General features: G+C 36.6%; 25 protein-coding genes, 15 tRNA genes and 1 other annotated feature. Of the genes, 1 reads left to right on the plus strand and 39 read right to left on the minus strand.

The annotated features are described in order from the left end of the window. Positions 1–5: 5 nt before the first annotated feature. Positions 6–518 carry a metallophosphoesterase family protein gene (locus L6651_RS04095; RefSeq protein WP_237036742.1) on the plus strand — a complete coding sequence of 171 codons (513 nt, stop codon included), beginning with the start codon at positions 6–8 and terminating at the stop codon, positions 516–518. A gap of 39 nt (positions 519–557) precedes the next feature. On the opposite strand, the gene L6651_RS04100 is transcribed toward L6651_RS04095, so the two are convergent. From L6651_RS04100 to L6651_RS04290, 39 genes are all read right to left on the minus strand, one after another. Beyond that, positions 558–950 (minus strand): RidA family protein, encoded by a 393-nt coding sequence (locus L6651_RS04100; protein ID WP_237036743.1) that lies wholly within the window; start codon positions 948–950, stop codon positions 558–560. 18 nt (positions 951–968) lie between these two features. After that, the gene (gene rsfS, locus L6651_RS04105; RefSeq protein ID WP_237036744.1) at positions 969–1,277 is read right to left on the minus strand and encodes a ribosome silencing factor; all 309 of its coding nucleotides are present in this window, start codon (positions 1,275–1,277) and stop codon (positions 969–971) included. Continuing rightward, on the minus strand, positions 1,264–1,851 hold the full coding sequence (yqeK, locus tag L6651_RS04110; protein WP_237036745.1) for a bis(5'-nucleosyl)-tetraphosphatase (symmetrical) YqeK: 588 nt from the start codon (positions 1,849–1,851) through the stop codon (positions 1,264–1,266). The genes rsfS and yqeK overlap by 14 nt, the downstream gene beginning before the upstream one ends. Then, positions 1,844–2,443 carry a nicotinate (nicotinamide) nucleotide adenylyltransferase gene (nadD, locus tag L6651_RS04115; RefSeq protein WP_237036746.1) on the minus strand — a complete coding sequence of 200 codons (600 nt, stop codon included), beginning with the start codon at positions 2,441–2,443 and terminating at the stop codon, positions 1,844–1,846. The genes yqeK and nadD overlap by 8 nt, the downstream gene beginning before the upstream one ends. Next, a complete protein-coding gene (gene yhbY / locus L6651_RS04120; RefSeq protein WP_237036747.1) occupies positions 2,430–2,717 on the minus strand; it encodes a ribosome assembly RNA-binding protein YhbY in 288 nt (95 codons plus the stop codon). Before yhbY ends, nadD begins: the two co-directional genes overlap by 14 nt. Before the next feature lie 8 nt (positions 2,718–2,725). Further along, positions 2,726–3,997, minus strand: coding sequence for a GTPase ObgE (gene obgE / locus L6651_RS04125; protein ID WP_237036748.1), 1,272 nt, complete (start codon positions 3,995–3,997; stop codon positions 2,726–2,728). A gap of 93 nt (positions 3,998–4,090) precedes the next feature. Then, positions 4,091–4,381 (minus strand): 50S ribosomal protein L27, encoded by a 291-nt coding sequence (rpmA, locus tag L6651_RS04130; RefSeq protein WP_237036749.1) that lies wholly within the window; start codon positions 4,379–4,381, stop codon positions 4,091–4,093. Next, positions 4,381–4,725: a ribosomal-processing cysteine protease Prp gene (locus tag L6651_RS04135; protein WP_237036750.1), complete on the minus strand. Its 345-nt coding sequence runs from the start codon at positions 4,723–4,725 to the stop codon at positions 4,381–4,383. The genes rpmA and L6651_RS04135 overlap by 1 nt, the downstream gene beginning before the upstream one ends. Before the next feature lies 1 nt (position 4,726). Continuing rightward, entirely contained in the window at positions 4,727–5,038 is a 312-nt protein-coding gene (gene rplU, locus L6651_RS04140) for a 50S ribosomal protein L21 (protein WP_237036751.1), read from the minus strand. A 10-nt stretch (positions 5,039–5,048) separates the two neighbouring features. Continuing rightward, positions 5,049–5,116: a sequence feature (ribosomal protein L21 leader region), on the minus strand. Between the two features lie 14 nt (positions 5,117–5,130). Beyond that, positions 5,131–6,180 carry a ribonuclease E/G gene (locus L6651_RS04145; RefSeq protein WP_237036752.1) on the minus strand — a complete coding sequence of 350 codons (1,050 nt, stop codon included), beginning with the start codon at positions 6,178–6,180 and terminating at the stop codon, positions 5,131–5,133. Further along, positions 6,177–9,464 carry a penicillin-binding transpeptidase domain-containing protein gene (locus tag L6651_RS04150; RefSeq protein WP_237036753.1) on the minus strand — a complete coding sequence of 1,096 codons (3,288 nt, stop codon included), beginning with the start codon at positions 9,462–9,464 and terminating at the stop codon, positions 6,177–6,179. Before L6651_RS04150 ends, L6651_RS04145 begins: the two co-directional genes overlap by 4 nt. Positions 9,465–9,472: 8 nt before the next feature. Then, complete coding sequence (mreD, locus tag L6651_RS04155; protein WP_237036754.1) at positions 9,473–9,961, minus strand: rod shape-determining protein MreD; 489 nt, start codon at positions 9,959–9,961, stop codon at positions 9,473–9,475. Continuing rightward, positions 9,954–10,826 carry a rod shape-determining protein MreC gene (mreC, locus tag L6651_RS04160; RefSeq protein WP_237036755.1) on the minus strand — a complete coding sequence of 291 codons (873 nt, stop codon included), beginning with the start codon at positions 10,824–10,826 and terminating at the stop codon, positions 9,954–9,956. The genes mreD and mreC overlap by 8 nt, the downstream gene beginning before the upstream one ends. Next, positions 10,816–11,847, minus strand: a complete 1,032-nt coding sequence (gene mreB / locus L6651_RS04165; RefSeq protein WP_237036756.1) for a rod shape-determining protein — start codon at positions 11,845–11,847, stop codon at positions 10,816–10,818. The genes mreC and mreB overlap by 11 nt, the downstream gene beginning before the upstream one ends. A 10-nt stretch (positions 11,848–11,857) precedes the next feature. Next, complete coding sequence (gene radC / locus L6651_RS04170) at positions 11,858–12,685, minus strand: RadC family protein (protein ID WP_237036757.1); 828 nt, start codon at positions 12,683–12,685, stop codon at positions 11,858–11,860. Beyond that, a complete protein-coding gene (locus L6651_RS04175) occupies positions 12,675–13,178 on the minus strand; it encodes a Gx transporter family protein (RefSeq protein WP_237036758.1) in 504 nt (167 codons plus the stop codon). Before L6651_RS04175 ends, radC begins: the two co-directional genes overlap by 11 nt. Then, complete coding sequence (locus L6651_RS04180) at positions 13,175–13,555, minus strand: NusG domain II-containing protein (RefSeq protein WP_237036759.1); 381 nt, start codon at positions 13,553–13,555, stop codon at positions 13,175–13,177. The genes L6651_RS04175 and L6651_RS04180 overlap by 4 nt, the downstream gene beginning before the upstream one ends. A 222-nt stretch (positions 13,556–13,777) precedes the next feature. Next, positions 13,778–14,599 (minus strand): RnfABCDGE type electron transport complex subunit B, encoded by an 822-nt coding sequence (rnfB, locus tag L6651_RS04185; protein ID WP_237036760.1) that lies wholly within the window; start codon positions 14,597–14,599, stop codon positions 13,778–13,780. A gap of 9 nt (positions 14,600–14,608) precedes the next feature. Next, positions 14,609–15,187, minus strand: coding sequence for an electron transport complex protein RnfA (locus L6651_RS04190; protein WP_237036761.1), 579 nt, complete (start codon positions 15,185–15,187; stop codon positions 14,609–14,611). Positions 15,188–15,197: 10 nt separating this feature from the next. Further along, positions 15,198–15,797, minus strand: a complete 600-nt coding sequence (rsxE, locus tag L6651_RS04195) for an electron transport complex subunit RsxE (protein WP_237036762.1) — start codon at positions 15,795–15,797, stop codon at positions 15,198–15,200. A 10-nt stretch (positions 15,798–15,807) separates the two neighbouring features. Beyond that, complete coding sequence (locus L6651_RS04200) at positions 15,808–16,392, minus strand: FMN-binding protein (RefSeq protein WP_237036763.1); 585 nt, start codon at positions 16,390–16,392, stop codon at positions 15,808–15,810. Further along, the gene (locus L6651_RS04205; RefSeq protein ID WP_237036764.1) at positions 16,392–17,348 is read right to left on the minus strand and encodes an RnfABCDGE type electron transport complex subunit D; all 957 of its coding nucleotides are present in this window, start codon (positions 17,346–17,348) and stop codon (positions 16,392–16,394) included. Before L6651_RS04205 ends, L6651_RS04200 begins: the two co-directional genes overlap by 1 nt. A gap of 10 nt (positions 17,349–17,358) precedes the next feature. Further along, positions 17,359–18,684, minus strand: coding sequence for an electron transport complex subunit RsxC (gene rsxC, locus L6651_RS04210; RefSeq protein WP_237036765.1), 1,326 nt, complete (start codon positions 18,682–18,684; stop codon positions 17,359–17,361). Positions 18,685–18,996: 312 nt separating this feature from the next. Continuing rightward, positions 18,997–19,072 (minus strand) — tRNA-Lys (locus L6651_RS04215). A 540-nt stretch (positions 19,073–19,612) separates the two neighbouring features. Next, positions 19,613–19,688, minus strand: a tRNA-Phe gene (locus L6651_RS04220). 205 nt (positions 19,689–19,893) lie between these two features. Next, positions 19,894–19,970: transfer RNA gene (locus L6651_RS04225), tRNA-Ile, on the minus strand. Between the two features lie 7 nt (positions 19,971–19,977). Beyond that, positions 19,978–20,069, minus strand: a tRNA-Ser gene (locus L6651_RS04230). 20 nt (positions 20,070–20,089) lie between these two features. Then, positions 20,090–20,178: transfer RNA gene (locus tag L6651_RS04235), tRNA-Ser, on the minus strand. A gap of 4 nt (positions 20,179–20,182) precedes the next feature. After that, positions 20,183–20,258: transfer RNA gene (locus L6651_RS04240), tRNA-Lys, on the minus strand. 181 nt (positions 20,259–20,439) lie between these two features. Then, positions 20,440–20,516: transfer RNA gene (locus tag L6651_RS04245), tRNA-Gln, on the minus strand. Positions 20,517–20,519: 3 nt separating this feature from the next. Then, positions 20,520–20,596 (minus strand) — tRNA-Arg (locus L6651_RS04250). Between the two features lie 3 nt (positions 20,597–20,599). Then, positions 20,600–20,673 (minus strand) — tRNA-Gly (locus tag L6651_RS04255). 37 nt (positions 20,674–20,710) lie between these two features. Next, positions 20,711–20,796, minus strand: a tRNA-Tyr gene (locus L6651_RS04260). 14 nt (positions 20,797–20,810) lie between these two features. Beyond that, positions 20,811–20,886: transfer RNA gene (locus L6651_RS04265), tRNA-Thr, on the minus strand. A 249-nt stretch (positions 20,887–21,135) separates the two neighbouring features. Next, a tRNA-Asp gene (locus L6651_RS04270) sits at positions 21,136–21,212 on the minus strand. A 35-nt stretch (positions 21,213–21,247) separates the two neighbouring features. Continuing rightward, positions 21,248–21,323: transfer RNA gene (locus L6651_RS04275), tRNA-Val, on the minus strand. 4 nt (positions 21,324–21,327) lie between these two features. Continuing rightward, positions 21,328–21,402 (minus strand) — tRNA-Glu (locus L6651_RS04280). A 585-nt stretch (positions 21,403–21,987) separates the two neighbouring features. After that, positions 21,988–23,718 carry an adenine deaminase gene (ade, locus tag L6651_RS04285; protein WP_237036766.1) on the minus strand — a complete coding sequence of 577 codons (1,731 nt, stop codon included), beginning with the start codon at positions 23,716–23,718 and terminating at the stop codon, positions 21,988–21,990. A 76-nt stretch (positions 23,719–23,794) separates the two neighbouring features. Next, positions 23,795–23,870: transfer RNA gene (locus tag L6651_RS04290), tRNA-Trp, on the minus strand. Positions 23,871–23,905 lie beyond the last annotated feature (35 nt).

The raw sequence follows: 23,905 nt of genomic DNA on the forward strand, positions 1-23,905 counted from the left end.
ATTATATGAAAAGAATAGCAATAGTAAGTGATACCCATGGAATGTTTTTAGATGAAACCGCTAAACTGATTCTTGAAAACAAATGTGAATACATAATTTTTTTGGGAGATTTTTATTTAGATGGTCCTGTACTACAAGAAAAGACTTCTTTAGAATGTGTAAGCGTCTTGGGGAATAATGATTATAAAATTTATGATAAGTATGAAGATGAAGCTTTAGTTGAAATAAATGGCTATAAAATATTTGCCTGCCATGGCCATAAGTATAAAGTTGAAGAGGACTTAAAAAGGCTACAAGAAAAGGCAAAGAGAGAAAATTTTGATATCTGCCTATTTGGGCACACCCATGTGTATCAACATGAAGTTATAGATGGAGTTCACTACTTTAACCCTGGCAGCCCCACCATAGCAAAGTATAATTATGATCCAACTAGCTTTGCAATTATGGACTTAAGTGATGGTGTGAAATTTGAAAAAATAATACTGGCACCACCTATTTCTGAAATAAAAATAAAATAAAAAAAGACCCTCTTACCATATTGGTAAAAGGGTTTTGTTTTATAGATTATCTTCAACTAATGCTGTTGCTTCGATTTCTATTACAGCATCCTTTGGTAGTTTGCAAACTTGTACGCATGCTCTTGCAGGTTTATGATCTTTAAAGAATTCTTCATATACCTTGTTCACTTCGCCAAAGTCGTCCATATTCTTTACAAATACTCCAACTCTTGCAATGTCCTCTAATTTTCCGCCACCTGCAATAACTATTTCAAGCACATTTTCAAGGCTTGCCTTAGTTGCTTCTTTAATATCTGTCTTTAATTCTCCATCTTTAATTGGAAGTTGTCCTGATACTAAAAGTACTCTTGCACCTTTTTCTCCAACTGTTCCTTGTGAGTAAGGTCCGATTGCTTCAGGGGCCTTATGAGTTTTAATAAATTCTAATCCCATGGTACATCTCCTTTAAATTTATTTCCACAATCTTTCAAGATTGTAGTATTCTCTTGCTTCTGGTGTAAAAACATGCACAATAATATCTCCCAGGTCTACAAGTATCCAGCTACCTTCTCTGTATCCTTCTACGCCAACAATGGTCATTCCATTTTCTAGGGCAACTTTTTCAACTTCGTCAGCGATTGCCTGGGTCTGGCTAGATGTATTTCCTGTAGCGATTACAAAGTAGTCTGCTATTGCCATGCCCTCTTGTAGTTTTATGGACAATACATCCTTTGCAATCTTGTCTTCGCATGCCTTTACTACTAAATCAATCTCTTTCACCAATACCTCCTAATAAAAAGTTTCTAAGTTCTATACTCTCCGGTGCGATGGTTCTATTTTTTTCAATTAAGTACATTATCGTATTGTTTAAACTAAGCACGATGGCTTGGTCCATATTTATCATGGAAATTTTTCTAATTTCATCTACACCGTCATAATCTCTATTGTCTTCAGTCTTGTCCGCCAAGTAGAGAACCTTTGCAAGGTCCGTCATGTGTAGACTTCCCGTTGTATGTTCCTTTATGGCATTAAGAATTTCCACGTCACTTATTTTATATTTTTCCTTCGCTACTATCATACCCAATAAGCAGTGTTTTAAAAAAGGATTTTCATATTGTCTATTCTCATCACGACTTAAAAGTTCATTGAATTCATCACTATATTTTTCTTCATAATATTTTTCATTTCCCTTGGCACAGTCGTGAAGAAGCCCCGCCAGTTCACAAGTCTCTTCGTCAAGTGAAAACTTCTTTCCAAGTTCAATTGCCTTCTTCGCCACTGAAAGGGTGTGCTCAAAACGACTCTTTGAAAGCTTCACCTTTAAGTCTTTAATTATTTCATCTTTACTAATCATATAGACCTCTTTGTTTTATATAATCATATGAAGCCTTTGGTATATAGTACTTCGGATCTCTTTTTTCTTTAAACTCTTCTCTTATATATGAAGAAGATATTTCAAGATTAGGTATCTTTACAAATTTTACTTCAATACCTTTTTTTGCATATCTTTTTATCTTTTCTTCAATGGTATCTGAATATTCTGTTTTTCTATTTACCACTATTAGCTTAACCTTTGAAATAAGTTCTTCATATTTATACCAGTCTTCGATTTCCATAAAGGAGTCCTCACCAATAATAAAGTACATGTCCTTGCAATTGTACTTTTCTTCCAAATGCTCTATGGTCTCAAGAGAATAGGACTTTGAAGTCTTTTTAATTTCGTAATCTTCAATTACAAAATCACTATTGTCTTCAATTGCAAGACTTAACATTTGAAGCCTGTCCTCTTTTGTTACATCTGCCTTCTTATGGGGAGGATTTCCCGAAGGGACAAAGATAATCTTTTCCAAGTTCATCTTCTCCTTTACTTCCTGCGCCAGGATTAAATGGGCAATATGCACTGGATTAAATGTCCCTCCAAAAATACCAAAATTATGGCAACTCAATTTTCTTTTCCTCTGACTGTCTATAAATTGTTAATTTTGAACCGATGAACTGAACAAATTCACATTGCAATTTTTCAGTTATCTCTTCAATCATCTCTTGTCTACTATCTAAGTTGTTGTCTAAAATTTTTATCTTAACCAGCTCTCTGCTGTTTAAAAGGTCGTTTAACTCTGCAATGGTATTTTTAGTAATACCATCCTTACCTATTCTTAAAAGTGGCTCCATGTTGTGAGCAAGCCCTTTTAAATAAGATCTCTGTTTAGGACTTATCATAATACCTCCTATCCTAAATAATCAAATTCCATTTCTCCTACGATTACCGTATCATTTTCCTGAATACCCATTTCCTTTAGTTCTTCAAAGACTCCCTTGTCCGTTAAAACCTTTTGGAAATGGCGTAGTGCTTCATGATCTTCAAAATTCGTTCTATATACTAAGTTGTCTATTAGTGGTCCAGTGACGATGTATGCGCCGTCTTCCTTTGTAATTGTGTAGTCTGGCTCTGCTTCCTCTTCCACTGGAATATATATTTCGTCAAATGTCTGTGGATTGATATTTGCTTCTTGCACGGCTTCATAAATTTTATATTTTAATTCATCAATATTTTCCGTTGTCGCAGCAGAAATTGCAATTATATCTTCAAGTCTATCTGAAAATACCTTTTTCAAATTTTCCAGGCCCTCTTCTGCTCCCGGAATATCCATTTTATTTGCAACAATAATCTCTCTCTTGTCGCCGATTTTTAAATTATAAGAAAGCATTTCCTTTCTTATTATATTATAGTCTTCAATTGGATCTCTGCCTTCAGAACCGGACACGTCAAGCACATGAACAAGTACTTTTGTCCTTTCAATATGCTTTAAAAAGTCGAATCCAAGTCCAACACCTTCGCTGGCACCTTCAATAAGTCCAGGTATGTCTGCAATTACAAATGAATTGTGATTTCCCACGTCTACAACTCCAAGATTTGGTTCAAGAGTTGTAAAGTGATAGTTTGCAATCTTTGGTCTTGCCTTTGACATAATGGATAGTAGTGAAGACTTTCCAACATTCGGCATTCCCACAAGGCCAACATCTGCAATTAATTTCATCTCAAGCTTTATAGTCTTTTCTTCGCCCTTTGTTCCAGGCTCTGCAAATCTTGGCGCCTGTCTTTTTGAAGTGGCAAATCTCGCGTTTCCTCTACCACCTCTACCGCCTTTACAAACCAGGGCCTCTTGACCATTCTCCCTTAGGTCGAACATAACAGTGTCGGTGTCAAAGTCTTTGATTAAGGTTCCCACTGGAACTTTAAGGAATAAATCTTCTCCCCTCTTACCAAACATCTTCTTCGTGCCACCATTTTGACCATTTTCTGCCTTATAGTGTTTTCTATATCTGAAGTCTAAAAGTGTTGTTACAGATTCGTCGGCAACAAAGTAAATACTTCCACCATTACCACCATCGCCGCCGTATGGTCCACCTGACGGTTCGAACTTCTCTCGTCTAAAGGAAACAGCTCCGTCTCCTCCCTTTCCTGCCTTTAATTCTATCTTTGCTATATCTATAAACATGTTATTTTCCTTTCAATTCATCTTTCTGTTCCTATAATATCATAAATACAGAAAATAACCATAAAATAAAAATCACCGATAAACGGTGATTAATTAAGCTAAATTTTCTTTAGGATAAACAGAAACTTTTTTCTTTGTCTTTCCTAATCTTTCAAATTTTACAACTCCGTCAACTTTTGCAAATAAAGTGTCATCGCTTCCTTTACCTACATTAGCTCCTGGATGAATCTTTGTTCCTCTTTGTCTAACAAGGATATTTCCTGCTAAAACGAATTGTCCATCTGCTCTCTTAGTACCAAGCATCTTAGCTTTACTATCACGGCCGTTCTTAGATGAACCTACCCCTTTTTTACTTGCAAATAATTGCAAATTAAGCTTTAACATTATTGCACCTCCTCAGTTACAATTTTAATGTATTCTCCGTATGAATCCTCAACTGAAGTCAAGGCTAATTTTAAACTTTCTAATATTAAAGTAGTTTCCCTTTTCTTTTCTAAATCAAGATTGTCATAGTACACATTCAATAAAAAATGTCCTTCGCCAATCTCATATTCAATAAAGTCTTCTACTTCAACTATCTCGGTTAATGTATTTATTGTGTTGGTTAGATATATTGAAACTGCAGCACAGATAATGTCTTCGCCATATTCATCTGAGTCCGCATGACCCATTACTGAAATGCTTATAATATCCTTGGCTTCGTTTTTAATAATCTTACCTTCAATCATATTAACCTTCTATTGCTTCTATTTTTACTTGAGTGAAAGGTTGACGATGTCCTTTTTTCTTTCTGAAGTTCTTCTTTGCTTTGAACTTATAAACGATAACCTTCTTGCCTTTTCCTTGAGCTTCAACAGTTGCTTTAACCTTAGCTCCTTCAAGAACTGGTTTACCTACTTTAAGTTCTTCTCCATCAGAAATCATTAGAACCTTGTCAAATTCTACAGTATCTCCTTCAGATACATTAAGTTTTTCAACTTTGTAGCTTTTGCCAACCTCAACATTTAGTTGTTTTCCACCTGTTTCAATTATTGCGTACATAGTGCACCTCCTCATATTTAAGACTCGCCGACACAGGTGCTTTCGCTTGAAACCTGTATCGTGCGGTTACACACTTGATTATTATATTTCAATTATCTTGAAATGTCAACAGTTATTGCAGACTTTGTGAACTCTAAAAGTCCTAATTTAGTTATTCCATGAAATTTTATTTTAAAGTGTCTTTTTAATTCATCTTCAATGAACTCTGCAAGTAACTTTTCATCTTTTTTATTCATTGTAATGGCGTCCACCACGACAATGCCATGGAGGGTCAAAACATCAATTGCCCTTAGGGTTTCTCTAACAGCTTCCCTATTGGTTTCTAAAAAGTTTTTATCTCCAAGGCCATTTATATCCACAACCGTCATGGCCTTTGTCTTTTCTACTATGATGTTCCCTCCACTAGGTAAAGGCAAAACTCCCCTCTTTAAGTTTACCAAGTCCTCTTCTAAACTTCCGTCAAATTCATATGAATAGTTTTCATCAAGGAAAATTTTCTTTTCGCCCAAATACTTTTCTAAAAATTTATAGATTTCTCCATCATTTACAATAATATTCTCCTTGTCCTCTAAAATTGAAAAGAGATTTTTGTATGATGTAAATAACTTTCGTGGCACTGGAAGAAATTTTGATTCCTGTAAAATCTTTTCATTTACCTTTTTAAGTCGTTCATACTCTGTTATGATTTTAGAAAAATTCACTTTGTAGGAATTGGTCCTTAAGTCCACTCCGATAATTTTATTTTCCTTAGCCTGATGTAAGAGAAACTCTCTTTTATCCTTGGGAACTTTCTTTGACACATTTACCTTTTTTGAATTTGGATAGTACACGATGTATCGCCCTGGTATGGAGTAGTCCATGGTGTATTTGTCAAGCTTGTCCTGTGAGGTCTTCTTATATAGCCCCACCAGCACAGCATCTCCCGGCTTTACTTGTCCAGTGGTTTTGTTTTCATCTAAGAGGCCCTTTTCTTTATTTTCCAGAGAAATAATATATCCACTATAGTTTGGCATCTTTCTTTCTATTCTTGCAATGAAAATCGCCTCGCTATTGGTGATTTTAAAAATGTTTTGTAATTTTTTGTCCTTTATACTGCCAACTATTAGTTCATCTTTTTTCTTTTCTACAAAATGCTTTATCATTTATTTTCCTTTGGTGATGCTTCAAGGCATGCTCCCATAATCTCCCTTACCATTGGACTTATGTTCATACTTGTTCCCGCTTGTGTTACCACTGCGGCGATTACATATTGTGGATCATCATATGGTGCAAATCCAATCATCCAACCATAGTCGCTATAAGGCTTATGAGTAACTGGGTTAGTAAAACCAACTTCCGCAGTCCCCGACTTAACTCCCATCTCAAATGGAAGTTTGCCTAGAACCCTTCCAGTGTGTCCCTCTTTTGCCGCCATATTAGCTCCCTCTCTAATAACTTGCAGTGAAGAGAAGTCATCAATATCTATTTTGTCGCCAGTAGGACTGTTTTTGTAAATAACTCTTCCATTCATAGGATCCTTTACTTCATCTACAACGGAGACCTTGTTCTTAGTTCCTCCATTGGAAATTGTGGCCATGTACCTTGCCATTTGCAGTGGTGTGTAGGCATTTTGTCCCTGACCGATTACAACGTTTAAACTGTCTCCCACTAACCAATTCGATTGGTCGATATAGTTATACTTTATTTGCGCAGGGAAGTTTTGTTTTGAATCCCCCACAACTTTTGCCGTGTCAAATCCAAGGTCCTTAAGTCTCTTTACAATTTCAGTTTCAGTTGGAACCTCTTTTTCGTCAATCCACTTTACCATAGTTTGAATCTTTTCTTCCAGTTCTTCTTTTTTTATATTTTTATCTATTAAATACTTTTCTGAATTTTCCTCTAAGAAATTTTGGTATAGCCTCTTATAAGTGGCCTTTTTTATGCTTCTATCTGGAAGTATTCCCGTTGCTTCCTTTGGAATATTTATATCTATTCCCGTCTTTTCTCCAAGACCAAGTATCTTTGCATACTTCGCAACATCATCCACATTTAATTTATACGGACCATTGTCCTTTGATCCCTTTTCAACTCCTAGGGCTAAATTGTAAAAGTAATAGTTACATGAGTCTCTAATTGCCTCCCTAGTACCTTCGTTGCCATGAACTCCCCTATATAGTCCCCAAATGGCGTCTTGGAAAGTTCTTCCACCAACTTCAATAAAGCCTTGACATTTTATAGTGAAGTCCGGGTTAAGTCCCGTTTCAAGTCCTGCTAGTGATGTGGCAAGTTTAAATGTGGAACCTGGCTGTATTGCAGATTGCATCGCCATATTCAAAAGTGGTCTTGGTGCAATCAAATCCCTTTCGTCCTTTGGAAATAGATTTTTCCAGTCGGAGGCGGATATGCCCGTTGCAAACATATTTAAGTTGATGTCCGGTGCGTTTGCCATGGCTACCAGCTGTCCAGTCTTTGCATTTAAAACTACAACTGAGCCTGAAGAGGCGTCTTTATACTGTCCAGTGGTGTTTGAATTAACCATATTGACATCGCCCCATTTAGAGTTAAACACATTGTCGGTTTGAAGGGAATTTATAGTTTCTTTCAGTGCATCTTCTGCAGCCTTTTGAATATTTTTATCCAGTGAAAGATATACATCATTTCCAGGAATTGGTTTGGTCTCTCCTAAAACTTCCGTAACATTCCCACGGTTATCAACCATGACTCTTCTACTTCCATTAGTTCCCTTTAACTGTCTCTCTTGGCTCTCTTCAATCCCATTTTTACCAATTAGTGATGCCAAATTATAATTTTTATCAGACAAATAGTCCTCTTTTTCAACTTCCGTGGAAATTTTTCCAATATAACCAATTGTATGTGATGCAAGGGAACCTTCAGGATAGTATCTTATGGGTTCCGAGTCCACAATTATACCTGAACCACTTGGAAATCTCTCTTCAATCGACGCAAATGTAACTTCCGATAGATTGTAAGTTAGATCCAGCGGTACATATCGTAGGTCACCATGCTTATTTATAAGGTCATAGAGCTTTAAGATATTATATTGGTCATAGATGTCATAGTCCTTTAACTCATAGTAGTCTATAACTTCAGCATAAAGCTTTTTAATATCATCCTTTTCTCTATCCAGTTTAAATCTCTCATACATATCGTCAATGTTTTTTTCATATGAATAAATCCAGTCCTTTACAGAGATTGATGGCAAGATGTTTTTATTCGTATTTATATTTTGTGCAATGTACTTAACGTCGTCATTTGTTATAAACTCTTTCATTAACCCATTTTCGTTAAGTAGTGATATTAACATATCCTGCGCTTTTAAGTCATGCTTTTCATCGTCTTTATATTCAATTGTCGCCACTGGTTTATTAGCATCTTTTTCATCTAACACAACCTTAAGATTGTGATTTATATTTTTTTTATCCAAAAGTTCAATGGCATACTTTGCAGGAACCATAACTTTTTCTTCAGCCTTTGAGTTAATTGTTACATTTGAAATCAGTTCATCAAGGGATGATTTTTTTACAATTTCCACAAAGTCATCCTTTGCAGAGGACTTTTCCGTTATTCCAGGGTATTCCTTTGCAAGCTTTGCCTTTGTCTCCCAAAGTGCCATTTCATCTTGAAATCCCATTGGTACAAGTTCAAGATTCTCTTCTAGTTTCGAAGACTCTAACAATTCAAAGGCAAGTTTTCTTCCTACAGGATGGTTTAAAATATTTCTAATTATACCTTCGTCCTTGCTAAGGTTTCTACCTAGAAATTCGTAAGGCACTTCCCCATCATAGTAGGAATTGTCCTTTAAGTACTGTGAGCCCTTAGGATTTATAAACTCTATCTTTTCACTTCCAGACATAACCGGAAGGTCAACTCCCTTGTTCTTCATGGACTTTATAACAGTGTCTATAACTCTGTACTTATAGCCTTCATGTTCTTCCTCTTTATAGATTAAGGTCTTTAAAAGGTCGTTGTCCTTTATTATCTCAATCATCTTTTCAGTTGGACTTAGCTCTTCATTTTTATAGGCCTCTTTGTCCTTGTACTTTATAAGGTTTAAAGACAATACATAATCTGGATTTATATTTGAACCGTCAAGCTCTAAAAGCCTACTTAGGTCCCTTAAATTTTTATTTCTCTCTTCTTGATCATGCTCTAAGAATTCATTTTTTAAAATGCTCGCTGTAAAAACCGTCTTATTTGTGGCTAAGATTTCACCATTTCGGTCGTAAATATTTCCTCTGGGAGCTGCTATTTCAATATCCCTTATTCTTGTGTTCTCAGACATTTCACTATAGTAGTCCCCCTTTACCACCGTCAAATAAAACAGTTTTAAAAAAAGAATGAGCATTAGAATAAATAGGATGATTTTTGTAACAAAAAATCTATCCTCTCTATCTGATGCTTTAAAAAATTTTTTTATATTTTTCATATTCACACCTATAACCTAAACTTTGGAAATTCGAAAAACTTTTGAAATATCATAAATATTGGGATGTAGCATATGGAATTTAAAATAAGCTCAATTAGCATTGGAAAGAATGAATTTCTAAAACTAAATGAATCGCCAATTAGTTTTCCAATTATAATTGTCAACACAAAGGACGCTACTGTGGAAAGTGCCGTAAGAACAACTCCCGTCCTAACGTCGTCCTTGTTAATTCCCATATCTGAATATCCTACTAAAAAACCTATTACAAAGTATATTAAGGCCTTAACTCCAAGCACCCTACCAAACAGAATGTCTTCCAAAAGCCCTATTAAAAGCCCTGAAAAACCTCCAGTGTATGCACCAAAACCAAGTCCCAGTGCAACCACTATTGGAATTGTGATATTAGGGTTAATTCCAAAAATCTGTATTCTACTAAATAGAACCGTCTGTAATAACAGGTTCAATATTATCACTATAAATATCTTGTATCTATTCATTGTCTTCTTCTCTCATCGTCTTCAATACCAATACTCTGTAAATATTGTTAAAATCTATTGCCGGTTCTATGCTAACCTCTTTTACGGCGTTGGAGTCATCTTTAAAAACCTCTTTAACCTGACCTATATAAAGATCCGGTGGATAGGTTCCACCAAGTCCAGAAGTGTAGACCTTGTCACCAACGGCAATGTCAGCAGAGGTCTTATACATAAATCCCTTTAGTTCACCCTTTTTGCTTCCCTTAATAACACCAATGGCGTCGCTTCGTGAAGTCTTAAAGGAAGTTCCCGTGGTGGAGTTTGTTATGGATGAAACCTTTGCGTAGTTAAATCCAACGTCGGTTACAACACCTAAAAGCCCTTCCACTATGGAAGAGTCCTCTCCAACAACACCTTGAACCACAGGGTCGTTTACACTTATATCATCCTTAGTTCCCTTGTCTATTGTGAATCTATCGTAAAGATTTGACGAATCCACACCAACAATACTAGCTCTCACAAGTTTGTCGTCCTTTTTTGAGATAAGATTGTATTCGTCTTTCAAATATTCTTCATTGTCAATAACCTTTTGCATATTTGCATTTTGATCTTTAAGGGTCAAATTCTCTTTGGTAAGTCTTTCGTTTTCATCTCTCATCTCCCTTGAACCAAAAATAAATTCAATTCCATCAATCACTTTGGAAGATGTAAAGTAAAACACCTTTGAAATAGGAGTTGTTATTGATGAAATTACATTGCCTCCAAAGTCAATAACTTTACTATTTCCATTGCTCGTACCTATTAAAGAAATCAAGAATATGCATACTATGGCAAAAACGCTCAGTTTTCTTTTTTTATTGTTGTTTCTAAAGTCTCTATAAATCATTTTTCCTAAATATAAACCTCTTTCTTTCCTTTAAAAGAGTTAAAGCCTTACCTATTCCAACTCCCGTAACCTTAATTGGATTTTCAACCACAAATGCATTTATCTCCAGGTTGTCCCTGATGGATTCCACAAGGCCAGAAAGCTCCGCCATGCCACCACATATTTTAACTCCGTCATAAATAACTTCTCCAGATATTTCCGGTGGTGTTGTCTCAAGCACATCCCTAATGCAAGTGTGAACTTCATTTACCAGTGGTAGTACACATGGTAGTAGATCACTGGCAGTTATATTTGCCACCTTTGGCATTCCAGAAACCAAGTCCTTGCCACTTATGGTTGCAGACTTGTCCTGTTCATCTGTCTTTAAACTAAGTATATTGTTCTTTAAATACTCTGCAGTGCTATCTCCAATTACAAAGTTGTAATTCTTCTTTATAAATTTCTTTATATTTCTCTCCACATTGTCTCCACCGTACTTTCTAGAACTTGAAGACACAACTCCCGCAAGAGAAACCACAGAAACTTGCACCGTTCCCGCACCAATGTTTAAAATTAAATTTCCCTTTGGTTCATTAATATCGATGCCCATGCCAATTGCAGATGCAATATTTTCATCAAGAAGCTTTACATCTCTACATCCGGCATAGATTACAACATCTTCCACCGCCCTCTTTTCAATATCAGTTAAGAAAGACGGAACCGTTACAACAGCCCTTGGTTGAAACACAGAAAATCCAGAGTTTGCCTTTCTTATAAAGAACTCAAGCATGGCCCTTGTTAATTCAAAATCTGAAATAACTCCATTTTCTAAGGGCCTAACCGCCATAATATTTTCTGGAGTCTTTCCAATCATATTTTTTGCTTCAACACCTACTGCCAGCACCTCATATGTCTTTAAGTCAATGGCAACAACAGAAGGTTCCTTAACCAAAACATTACCGTCAATGTCGGTGATAATGGTATTTGAACTACCTAAATCTATTCCTATGTCCTTTGGAAAAAACTTTATAAATGTTGCCATAACTTACTCCTTAAAAATATGATTTTTCTTTAAAACTTAAATATTTTCCATCTCCAATAATAAGATGGTCTAAGACTTCTATGCCTAAGAGTTTTCCCGCCTGTTCCAGGCGCAGAGTTAACTTTATATCTTCGTTACTAGGCGTAACATCACCACTTGGGTGATTATGTAAAAGTATAATCGACTTAGCACTCTTCTTTACTGCGGGCTTAAAAACCTCCCTTGGGTGGACCAATGAAGAACTCAAAGTCCCTATGGAAATTTCTTCCGCCGAAATAATTGTGTTTTTTGTGTTAAGTAAGATTATATAAAAATATTCCCTTAATTCTCCCGACAGCTTGTGCATAAAAATTTCTGCAAGCGACCTGGGACTGTCCACCTTATAGTGTTCCTTAGTGGCCTGCCTTACATTAAGCCTCTTCACAAGCTCTATGGCAGCCATAATGGTCGCTCCCTTTGAAAGCTTTATGCCGTCAATCTTCATAAGCTCGTCAAGGGTTATGTCGTTGAAGTTGTTTTGACTTTCAATCTCGTCAAGAACCTTTGACGCAAGCTCAAGTGCATTTAACTTCTTCGTTCCAGTTCCAAGCAAAATTGCCATAAGCTCCTGTTCAGAAAGACTTGAAGGACCATAGTCCCTCATCTTCTCTCTAGGTCTATCAAAGGTTGAAAACTCCTTTATAGTCTTCATCTTTCTATCATTGCTATTATCTTTAGAAAGTCCTTCATTATTATCTTTCTTTTTCTTTACTTCTTTTTTAACTAATTCATCATTAATTTCATCCACATCTTTTTCTATAATAAGAATAGGCGTTTCTTTTATTTTATCATCCGACATTTATATCACCTTTTTTAAGTCTATCTGAAACAAATTTAGAAGTAATACCAACTATATAACCTGTGACAACCCCCATTAATGCCATTACTGGAAGGTATGCCATAATCCTAATATTATTTAAAATAAAACTTGCAGCAAGAAGTTGCGCAAAGTTAAAAAATAACGATCCAAGCTCACTTACACCAATTAAACTTAACCATCTTCCCAAATATCTATGGGAAAGGTACATTGCCACTACGGCAAACATGGTTCCCGTAAGGCTATATGGAAGCGCTCCAAGCCTTCCAGAGACCAAAACCATTAAAATCGATTTAAACACTGCCACAATAAAGCCTTCCTTAAGTCCAAACATAAGTAGAGTTACAAGCAGAACTATATTAGAAAGTCCAAGCTTTACCCCCGGCACCGGAATTGGTATGGGCATCATGTTTTCAAAAAGCGATATTATAAGTGCAAATGATATTAAAATTCCTAATTTAACTGTCTTTCTCAATAGTTAATACCATCCAATTCTTTTTCACTGTTGTCACTCTTTATTTCCACCACAACTTTATTGGGAACACAAACTAAAACCTCGCCCACTTTGGAGATATATCCCTGTTTAATACAAAGTTTATCAGGGCAATCCGCCTCAGTCATATGCACCTTGTCCCCATCTACCTCTATTATATTTAAACCTTCGTCAGTATCGAGTTTGTATTTATACGAATCGTTTTTAGAAGTAAAAGTAAGTCTTTTGAATTCACTTCCATTAAACTGTACCGAAATATATTTATCTCTATCCTCACTGCCCGAAAAATATATAATTACATAGGCAAGTAACGATAAAATAACTATGGCTGAAATGAGTATTTTATCTCCCTTTGTCATGTTATAATCCTTTCTTTTTCTCCATTAAGTGTATCATATTGAGAGGCTTTTTTAAATAGAGACTAGTAGTTAGAGGTGAGTTGAGATGTTAGAAACATTATAAGAAAATTTCTGAAGAATATTCCTAATATGTTTCTAATGTCTTATATTTAACCTTTATTGAACTAGGTTGAAGGTAAGTTGTTAATGACATATAAAAAACCGACCACATGGTCGGTTTCTCTAACTTGGTAATTTAAATATTTTTTCTTCGTAATCTCTTATTGAGTTTTGTGGACATTTTTCTATACATATTCCACAGTCAATACATTTGTCATGATCTATATGTGCAAGGAATTTTTCTACTGTAATTGCTTCTTCTGGACAGTTCTTTTCACAGATCTTACATCCGATACAGCCCACTTTACAATATCCTCTTACATCTTTACCTTTGTCAGTTGTACTACATAGTACTTCTGTTTGATTGTCGTATGGCATCAGTGTGATTAAATCTCTTGGACAGATCTTAATACACATTTCACATGCGGTACATTTTTCTTTATCGACTTTTGCAACACCATTTACAATGTGAATTGCATCGAATTGACAAACGTCAACGCAAGTTCCACATCCTAAACATCCAAAAGGACATTTTTTATGACCATTTTGTAGCGCTTGATCCGCTCTACAGTCTCTAATTCCAACATATTTAAATTTATCTTCTGCAAGTGTTTTGTCTCCTGCACATCTTACTACTGCAACTTGCTTTGATGTTTCGTTTGCAACTTGTCCCATTATTTCTGCAAGATGTTCTACGACTTCTGATCCTCCTACAGGACATGCATTTATGCTTGCGTTACCATTTGCTATGGCGTCTGCAAGTCCGTCGCATCCTGGAAAACCACAGGCACCGCAGTTTGCTCCTGGAAGTGCAGCTCTAACTTCTTGTACTTTTGGATCTACTGGTACGTGAAATACTTTTGATGCAAATCCTAATAGTACGGCAAAGACTATAGCTACCGCCCCTAAACTTCCAACTGCTATAAGAATTTGATTAATATCCATTTACTCCCCCTATACTAATCCTGAAAAACCTAGGAATGACATCGCCATAAGCCCTATTGCTATCATTGCGATTGGAACGCCTTTGAAAGGTTTTGGCACATTGGCAAGTTCTAATTTTTCTCTAATTGCAGCAAGGAAAACTATAGATATAAAGAATCCTACTGATGAACCTATTGCTGATGCTAAGGTTTCAATAAGTGTGTATCCTTGTTGTATGTTTGCAATTGCAACTCCAAGTACAACGCAGTTTGTTGTGATTAGTGGTAGGAAAACTCCCAAGGCGCTATATAGCCCTGGCATTGTCTTTTTTAGTACCATTTCAACAAATTGTACCAGTGATGCTATTACTAAAATAAACACTATGGTTTGTAAAAATTGCAAGTTTAGTGGTTCTAGAATTAAGTACTGAATTGCATAGGTAACTACTGATGCAATTGTAATTACGAAGGTAACTGCAATACCCATACCTGCCGCTGTTTCTGTCTTTTTTGAAACTCCTATTAGTGGACAGATTCCAAGGAATTGTCCAAGCACGTAGTTGTTTACAAAAATATATAAAATAAGTATTTTAAAAATATTACTTAACATAGTCTACCCCCTACTTGCTTTCTTCTTTTTTGCTTGCTACATAGTTAAATACTGCAAGTATCATACCAAGTACGATAAATGATCCTGGAGCTTGTGCAATTATACCTATTGGTTTTATTCCCTCTCCTGAAAGTAATTCATATCCGAAGATTGCTCCTGCTCCTAATAACTCTCTTACAAAAGCAAGTATAACTATTGTAATTGTGTATCCAACACCATTTGCAAAACCGTCAACTATTGAAGGTAGTATTTTGTTTTTATTTGCAAAGCCTTCAGCTCTTGCAAGGATTAAACAGTTTACTACTATAAGTGGTATAAAGATACCTAGTTGAGCATAAAGTTCTGGAGTGTATGCCTTCATAACCATGTCTACCATTGTTACGAATGATGCTATAACTACTATATAGCATGGAATTCTAACTTCGTCTGGTATAAAGTTTCTAAGTAGGGAAACTACAAGGTTTGATAGGGTTGCTACTACAATTACCGCCGCACCCATTCCAAGTGCGTTCATTACTGTTGTACTTACACCGAGAACTGAACATAGTCCTACAAGTTGAATAAGAACTGGGTTGTTGTCTATGATTCCACTTTTTAAAATTTTCTTCATCATCTTCCCCCTATCCTCTTAGTTCCGCCAAAGCCTTAACTGCACCGTTAAGTCCGTTTAGTATTGCCTTAACTGAAATTGTAGTTCCTGAAATAGCTTGGATTTCGTTGTCCGCTGATGGATTGTCAGCTTTTGTCATTTCCCCTGCCATGCTCTTTCCCACTACTGATGAGATAAAAGGCTCTTCTGCTACTTGTGAACCGAATCCCTTTGTTTCAGAGGATTCAAGAACTTGATATCCTACAATTTTATCTTCTTTGTCTACGCCTACTACAAATGTAATAGGTCCACCGTAACCACCTTTACCAACGGTCTTTATAACATACCCAACTTCTTCATTGCCCTTTAATGCAATAACGATGTCTTGGACATTTTCATTTTCTTCAACGATTTTATCAAACTGAGCTTTATCCTCTTCTTCAAGTGATTTAAAGCTGTCTGCCTCTTCAAAAACCATTTTCATGGATGCTTCATATTCTTCCCTTGCTCTCTTTTCAACAATTGGAGATGTGAAGCCATTTATTATGGTTAGGCAAGTTGTAGCCACTGCTGTGATTACAAATAGTTTTAATGCTAAAGTCAAAATCTTTTTCATTAGTTCTTACCTCCCCTTCCAAAAGGTTTTGGAGTGGTTAGCTTTTCAATAAGAGGTGTTGCACAGTTCATTACAAGAATTGAGTATGAAACCCCTTCTGGTAGTGATCCGTAAACTCTTATGGCTGCCGTAATAAGCCCACAGCCTATGGCAAATATAATTTGTCCCTTTTTACTTACTGGAGCTGTAACATAGTCCGTTGCCATAAAGATAGCCCCTAGTAAAAGTCCACCAATAAGTACATGATTTAATAGTTCTCCTGCTGGTACTCCGAAAATAAATAGGAAAACCACTGTTGTTAAAATATATGTCAATGGTATTCTTATGTGTATTACCTTTTTAACTAATAGATAAATTCCACCGATTAAAAGCGCAAGGGCTGAAACTTCACCAATACATCCTCCCATATTTCCAAGGAAGGCGTCTAGAAGTTTTACTTCTCCTCCTGCAAGTGGTGTAGCTATTGACACAGCGTCTGGCCCTGGTGCAACATAATTTGCCATTTCCTTTGGCCATGAGGCCATTAGTGCCGCTCTAGCTGCAAGTGCAGGGTTCATAAAGTTGGCACCTATTCCACCAAATAATTGTTTTGTAATAATTATCGCAAAAATTCCACCAAATATTACCATGTAAAATGGCATGGTTACAGGCACGTTAAATGCAAGTAATAATCCTGTTACAACCGCTGACAAGTCTCCTATGGTTACAGGTCTTTTTGTTAGCTTTTGAAAAGCGTACTCAGAAAGCACACATGAACCAACAGATACAAGACATAATAACAAAGCTCTCATTCTAAAGAAGTAAACACCTGCAATAAGAGCTGGCATTAAGGCTATAATTACATCTAACATAACCTTAGAACTTGTTATTGAATCTCTCAAATGAGGAATAGCAGATACTTCAAGCTTTCCTTCAAGATTATCAATAACTTCTTGATCTTTTATTTTTTTCTCCACTATAACTCTCCTATCTCTTACTTGACTGAGCTCTAAGTTCTCTCTTACCATGTCTGATAGCCTCTATAAGAGGTCTCTTTGAAGGACATACATAGGAACATGATCCACATTCAATACAGTCCATGATATAAAGGTCCCTTGCTTCTTCAAATCTATTGTGTAAAACATTTAATTGAATATATAAAGGCATTAGTCCTATTGGACAAACATCAACGCATTTGCCACATTTTATGCATGGTGTTACCACTGGAGGTTTTGCCTCTTCCTTATTTAGCACAAGGATACCACCAACGGCCTTTATAGTTGGAAGATCTGTCTTAAATTGACTTTCCCCCATCATAGGCCCACCAATTATAACTTTGCCCACATCATCTTTTACTCCACCACAAAATTCAAGAATTTCATTAATTGGAGTACCAACCCTAACAAGTAGATTGGAAGGTCTGTTTATAGAAGAGCCTGTTACAGTAACAACCTTTTCATAAAGAGGTTTTCCTTCAACTACGGCTTCATATACAGAAGCGGCCGTACTTGAGTTAATAACTTGAACCCTTTGAGTAGTACTTCTTACAGAAGAAGGCATCTTCATCTTTAATATAGAGTCAATCAATCTTCTTTGATCCCCTTGAGGATACTTTGTCTTTAAAACAGAAACCTCTACATCGTTAAATTTCTTACAAACTTGATCGATAAGTTCTATGGCTTTAGGCTTATTGGACTCAATTCCAATATATCCCTTTTTAGCCCCCATGGCCTTCATTACAATTCTTAGACCATTTACAACCTTTTCAGGATATTTTTCCATAGTCTTTTGATCACTAGTCAAATAAGGTTCACATTCTGCACCATTAATAAGAACGTAATCAATTTTGTCATCAGGCTTTGTCTTGATTTTAACATGAGTAGGGAAACCTGCCCCACCTAAACCAACAACTCCTGCCTCTTTTACCCTTTCCACTATAGTAGCAGAATCTAAACTTTCATAGTCATCATCATAAGGAGTATAACCAATAGTGTCTAATCCATCGTTTTCAATAACAATGGCCTTAGTATGTACCCCAGTAACTGTGGTCAAATCTTTAATTTCCACAACTGTACCTGAGACACTGGCATGAACCGGTGCTGTAATAGTTCCTGGCGCCTCTCCAATCTTTTGTCCCATCTTAACTTCATCCCCAACCTTAACAAGAGGACTACATGGTACCCCTGTGTGTTGGTGAAGAGCGATGTAAACCTTTTTTGAAACTGGGCCATTCTCTATTTCACATTGATTGGTCAATTCCTTAAAATCATGCATATGAGTTCCACCTTTAAAGGTCAACTCAATCTTACTCATAACACCCCTACCTTTCATTTATTTAAAATAATCGCATTCCCTCAAGAATTTGCTTTTATTTATTCTTACATTATACATTATAACATAATTTTCACTATTAGATTTTACAAAAAAGCTGATTGACTCAAATTAATTAGCATTTTCATAATAATTTGAGATTAATAAAAAAAGAATGCAAATAAAAATTCTTTTTTATTATCAGTTCATTAGCCCTTTGGAACCAAAAATATTTTCATTCACTTAACAATGCTTTTCAAAAAAATCTCTCAGTAGTTAAAAAGCCTTGAAACGTTTATATTTCAAGGCTTTTCCTGGTGACCCATCAGGGGTTCGAACCCTGGACAACCTGATTAAGAGTCAGGTGCTCTACCAGCTGAGCTAATGAGTCATACTATTATGTTGTATTATTTTATTTAGATTGTCTTATTATTAAACTTATTTATTCAATGCCGCTCATCTTTTTTTTGCTTCGCAAAGACTAAGTTATCGCCTCCATTTCCTGTGGGAAATGGGCCGCTCACTTATACCAGCTGAGCTAATGAGTCATACTATTATGTTGTTTTATTTTATTTAGATTGTCTTATTATTAAGCTTATTTATTCAATGCCGCTCATCTTTTTTTTGCTTCGCAAAGACTAAGTTATCGCCTCCATTTCCTGTGGGAAATGGGCCGCTTACTTATACCAGCTGAGCTAATGAGTCATACTATTATGTTGTATTATTTTATTTAGATTGTCTTATTATTAAGCTTATTTATTCAATGCCGCTCATCTTTTTTTTGCTTCGCAAAGACTAAGTTATCGCCTCCATTTCCTGTGGGAAATGGGCCGCTCACTTATACCAGCTGAGCTAATGAGTCATATCAATTTATTATTTTGTTTTAATCTAACAGTAAAATTATATCACCAATTATTTACTTTGTAAACACTGGTGCCCAGAGCCGGAATCGAACCAGCGACACGAGGATTTTCAGTCCTCTGCTCTACCGACTGAGCTATCTGGGCTCATACTATATTTTTTGTATTAACAAGTTTTTAAAAAAATTATTTTGTTTATTTCCCGACCGCTCATTCTTTTTTTGCTTCGCAAAGACTAAGTTATCTGGGCGCAATCTATAACAAAAAATTTGAAAATAATTGGCCGCTTTAGCGGCCAGCATTTCAACTATAGGGTATGTAAACTACATACTCCGAAAACAGAATACATAGTTGGTGGGCCTTCAGGGACTCGAACCCCGGACCTACCGGTTATGAGCCGGGCGCTCTAACCGACTGAGCTAAAGGCCCCTATAGTTGGCGGAGAAGGAGGGATTTGAACCCTCGCATCCCTTATCAGGATCTACTCCCTTAGCAGGGGAGCCTCTTCAGCCACTTGAGTACTTCTCCTAAACCAATCTAAAAAAAATTGGCGGAGAGGGTGGGATTCGAACCCACGTGGGCTTGCACCCTAACGGTTTTCAAGACCGCCCCGTTATGACCACTTCGGTACCTCTCCTTGATGGTGACCCATCCGCGACTCGAACGCGGGACACCCTGATTAAAAGTCAGGTGCTCTGCCGACTGAGCTAATGGGTCATATATAATTGTATTCTTATGATGCCAATTTTTTAAGCTATTTATTTTATTTTATCCACTCGCTCATTCTTTTTTGCTTCGCAAAAACTAAGTTATCGCCACCATTTCCTGTGGGAAATGGGCCGCTCACTTATGCCGACTGAGCTAATGGGTCATGTATTGTATTTTGAAAAGTAAATATTGGCTGGGGTGACAGGACTCGAACCTGTGGAATGCTAGAGTCAAAGTCTAGTGCCTTACCGACTTGGCGACACCCCATTATGGCGCACCTAAGAGGAGTCGAACCTCTGACACACGGATTAGAAGTCCGTTGCTCTATCCAACTGAGCTATAGGTGCATATGGAGCGGGTGAAGGGAATCGAACCCTCGCAACCAGCTTGGAAGGCTGGGGCTCTACCACTGAGCTACACCCGCATATTAAACTGTTTTTTATTAAGTATGATTTAAATAATGGTGGAGGAGAGTGGATTCGAACCACTGAAAGCACAGCTAACGGATTTACAGTCCGTCCCCTTTGGCCAACTCGGGAACTCCTCCATGTATTATTTAAGTGGAGCTGATGAGAGGACTTGAACCCCCAACCTACTGATTACAAGTCAGTTGCTCTACCAATTGAGCTACATCAGCATATTGTGACTTTAATTGGTCACGTATTGTGCGTATCCAACATGTCACATATTAATAAAGTAATTGGCGACCTTGATCGGGCTCGAACCGACGACCTCCAGCGTTATTGACCTAACTTAGCGAACGTAGTGAGCTTTAGTAGGTCACATACAACCTGTTTCCCAAGAGGCGTAGCCGATTGGTTGAAACAGTCTGTAAAGGCTCGCCTGGCACGCTTGCCCTATCTGTCTTATTTTAATAAAGTAATTTTGGCGACCTTGATCGGGCTCGAACCGACGACCTCCAGCGTGACAGGCTGGCATTCTAACCAACTGAACTACAAGGCCATATACTATTAATACTTTATTAATTAAAATCATTATGGTGGGCGGTACAGGGCTCGAACCTGTGACCCCCTGCTTGTAAGGCAGATGCTCTCCCAGCTGAGCTAACCGCCCATAATGGTGACCCTACCGGGATTCGAACCCGGGATACCGCCGTGAAAGGGCGATGTCTTAACCGCTTGACCATAGGGCCATAATATTATAGTTTATTATATTATATCAATTCGTATTTCTAAGATTGCAGCTTCGCTGCAAATGTCTTAGTCGCTTCATAACGAAATCGAAGATTTCTATTTCGCGACATTTGACCTACCTACAAATCACTTCGTGATTTGGGTTAGGATCAAGAACCGCTTGACCATAGGGCCATAAAATATATACATAATTTATGATTATTGATTTGTTAAAGTTTTTCTTTTATAGCGGTTACCGCTTTCTAGACCTAACTTAGCGAACGTAGTGAGCTTTAGTAGGTCTGATGCAACCTGTTTCCCAAGAGGCGTAGCCGATTGGTTGAAACAGTCTGCTGACCATAGGGCCTTATAAAAACAAATCAATGTTTTTTGTCTCTCTTACGATGTGACTAGTTTATTATAGCTCATGTAAAAACTAATGTCAAATATTTTTTAAACTTTTTTTACATTTGCTCTCTCAAATCAATCCGTCTTTTTTGACGTCGAATAACATTGTAATATAATCCTTATTTTTTTTCAAGTGTTTTTTTGAAAAAAGGCAAGATTTTTTAAAAAAACTTGCCTTACCTTCTACTTTCCGCTATTTATTCAATTTCTAGTTCTATAAAATCAAATTTATTTACATCAAAAAGTCCCTCATCTGTTATTTTTAATTCAGGAATTACTGGTAGCGACATAAAGCAAAGCGTCATTATTGGATCTATATTTGAATTAACTTTAAGTTCTTCTATGGCAATGTTGTGAATATCTTTTAATTTCTCATTTACTTCTTCTATGGACTTGTCACTCATAATCCCACCGATTACAAGTTCCATCCTGCCTATAACTTTTCCGTTTTTAATAAGCACAACTCCCCCGCCTTGGTTGGTAAGTTCTTCAACCGCTGCTGCCATGTCCTCGTTGTTTGTTCCAGATACTATTATATTATGCGAGTCGTGGGCTATGGATATTGCAACAGCACCACTTTTTATTCCATATCCCTTCAGTAGTCCCACTGCAACATTTCCAGTGCCATTATGTCTTTCCACAACTGCTATCTTTACTATATCTCTATTAGGATTGTATAAGAAATCTCCCTTTTCATCTACTTCTATTTCTTCTACTATACTTTTGGTTACGACTCCTCCGGGAATTATTTCTATTACATTTGCTTTTTCAATTTTTAAATTTAATTTTAATCTATCTATACTAAAATTTTTTACATTAAAAGAATTTATGACTTTTTCCATATTGGCTTTTTTTACTTTGGATAAATGCTTACCATTTTCAGAAACTTTTTTACCTTCTATAAAGGTCATGGTGTTTTTAAAGTCTTTTAAATCTTTAAACACCGCTAGATCCGCTCTTCTTCCAGGGGCTATTGCTCCTCTTTCATTAAATCCATAACAGCTGGCTGCGTTTATTGTTGCAATTTGGATTGCCATTATAGGGTCTAGCCCATGCTTTACTGCTATTCTTAAATGATTGTCTATGTGTCCATCTTTTAATATTGTCTCTGGTTGTCTGTCGTCTGAACAGAACATACATCTTTGGTAATTTTTTTCATCTACAACTTCTATTAGTCTTTCTAAGTCGTGGCAAGCTGAGCCATGACGAAGTTGTATATACATTCCCTTAGATATTTTTTCCTTCATTTCTTCTTCCGTCATACATTCGTGGTCTGTCGTAATCCCCGCACCAATATATGCGTTTAGTTCCAATCCCCTAAGGCCTGGACAGTGGCCATCAATTATTTTATAATTTTTCTTTGCAAGATTTATTTTCTTTAGACACTCCTCATCGCCGTAAATGACACCTGGAAAGTTCATAAACTCACCTAGACCAATTATATCTTCCATCTTCATATGTTCACGCATGTCATCGGCGTTCACAATTGCTCCTGCATTTTCAAATGGAGTTGCTGGCACACATGATGGCAACACATACTTTATATCAAGTTCGGTGTTCTTTGAAGCTTCAATCATGTAGTTTAGTCCATCTAGTCCTTTAACATTTACAATTTCATGAGGGTCTGCAACTATGGTTGTGGTTCCAAAGTTCACAAGTAATGATCCTAGTTCCTCTGGTGTTAGATAGGAAGACTCTATATGTATATGTCCATCAATAAGGCCTGGAGTTACAAATTCCCCTTGTAAATCTATTTCTTCCACTCCATCGTAATCGCCAAAACCAACAATCACTCCTTCATGTATTGCCAAGTCCTCTTCTATAATGCTTCTTGAAAATACATCTATAATCTTTCCATTTTTTAAAACTAAATCGGCTTTTTTTCTTTTCATGGCTACGTCTATAAATTCTTTATTTGCATTAAACATAATTTCCTCCTAAGAGCTTTCTATATGAACATTATACCAGTTTTGGGCATAAAAAAAACGACCCTAAAGGTCGTTTTGGCAGGGACAGGAGGATTTGAACCCCCGACATTTGGTTTTGGAGACCAACGCTCTACCAGCTGAACTATGCCCCTATATAACAAATTAGATTATACTAAAACAAGAAAAC

Source organism: Mediannikoviicoccus vaginalis, from assembly GCF_928097925.1.
Taxonomy (GTDB): Bacteria; Bacillota; Clostridia; order Tissierellales; family Peptoniphilaceae; genus Mediannikoviicoccus; species Mediannikoviicoccus vaginalis.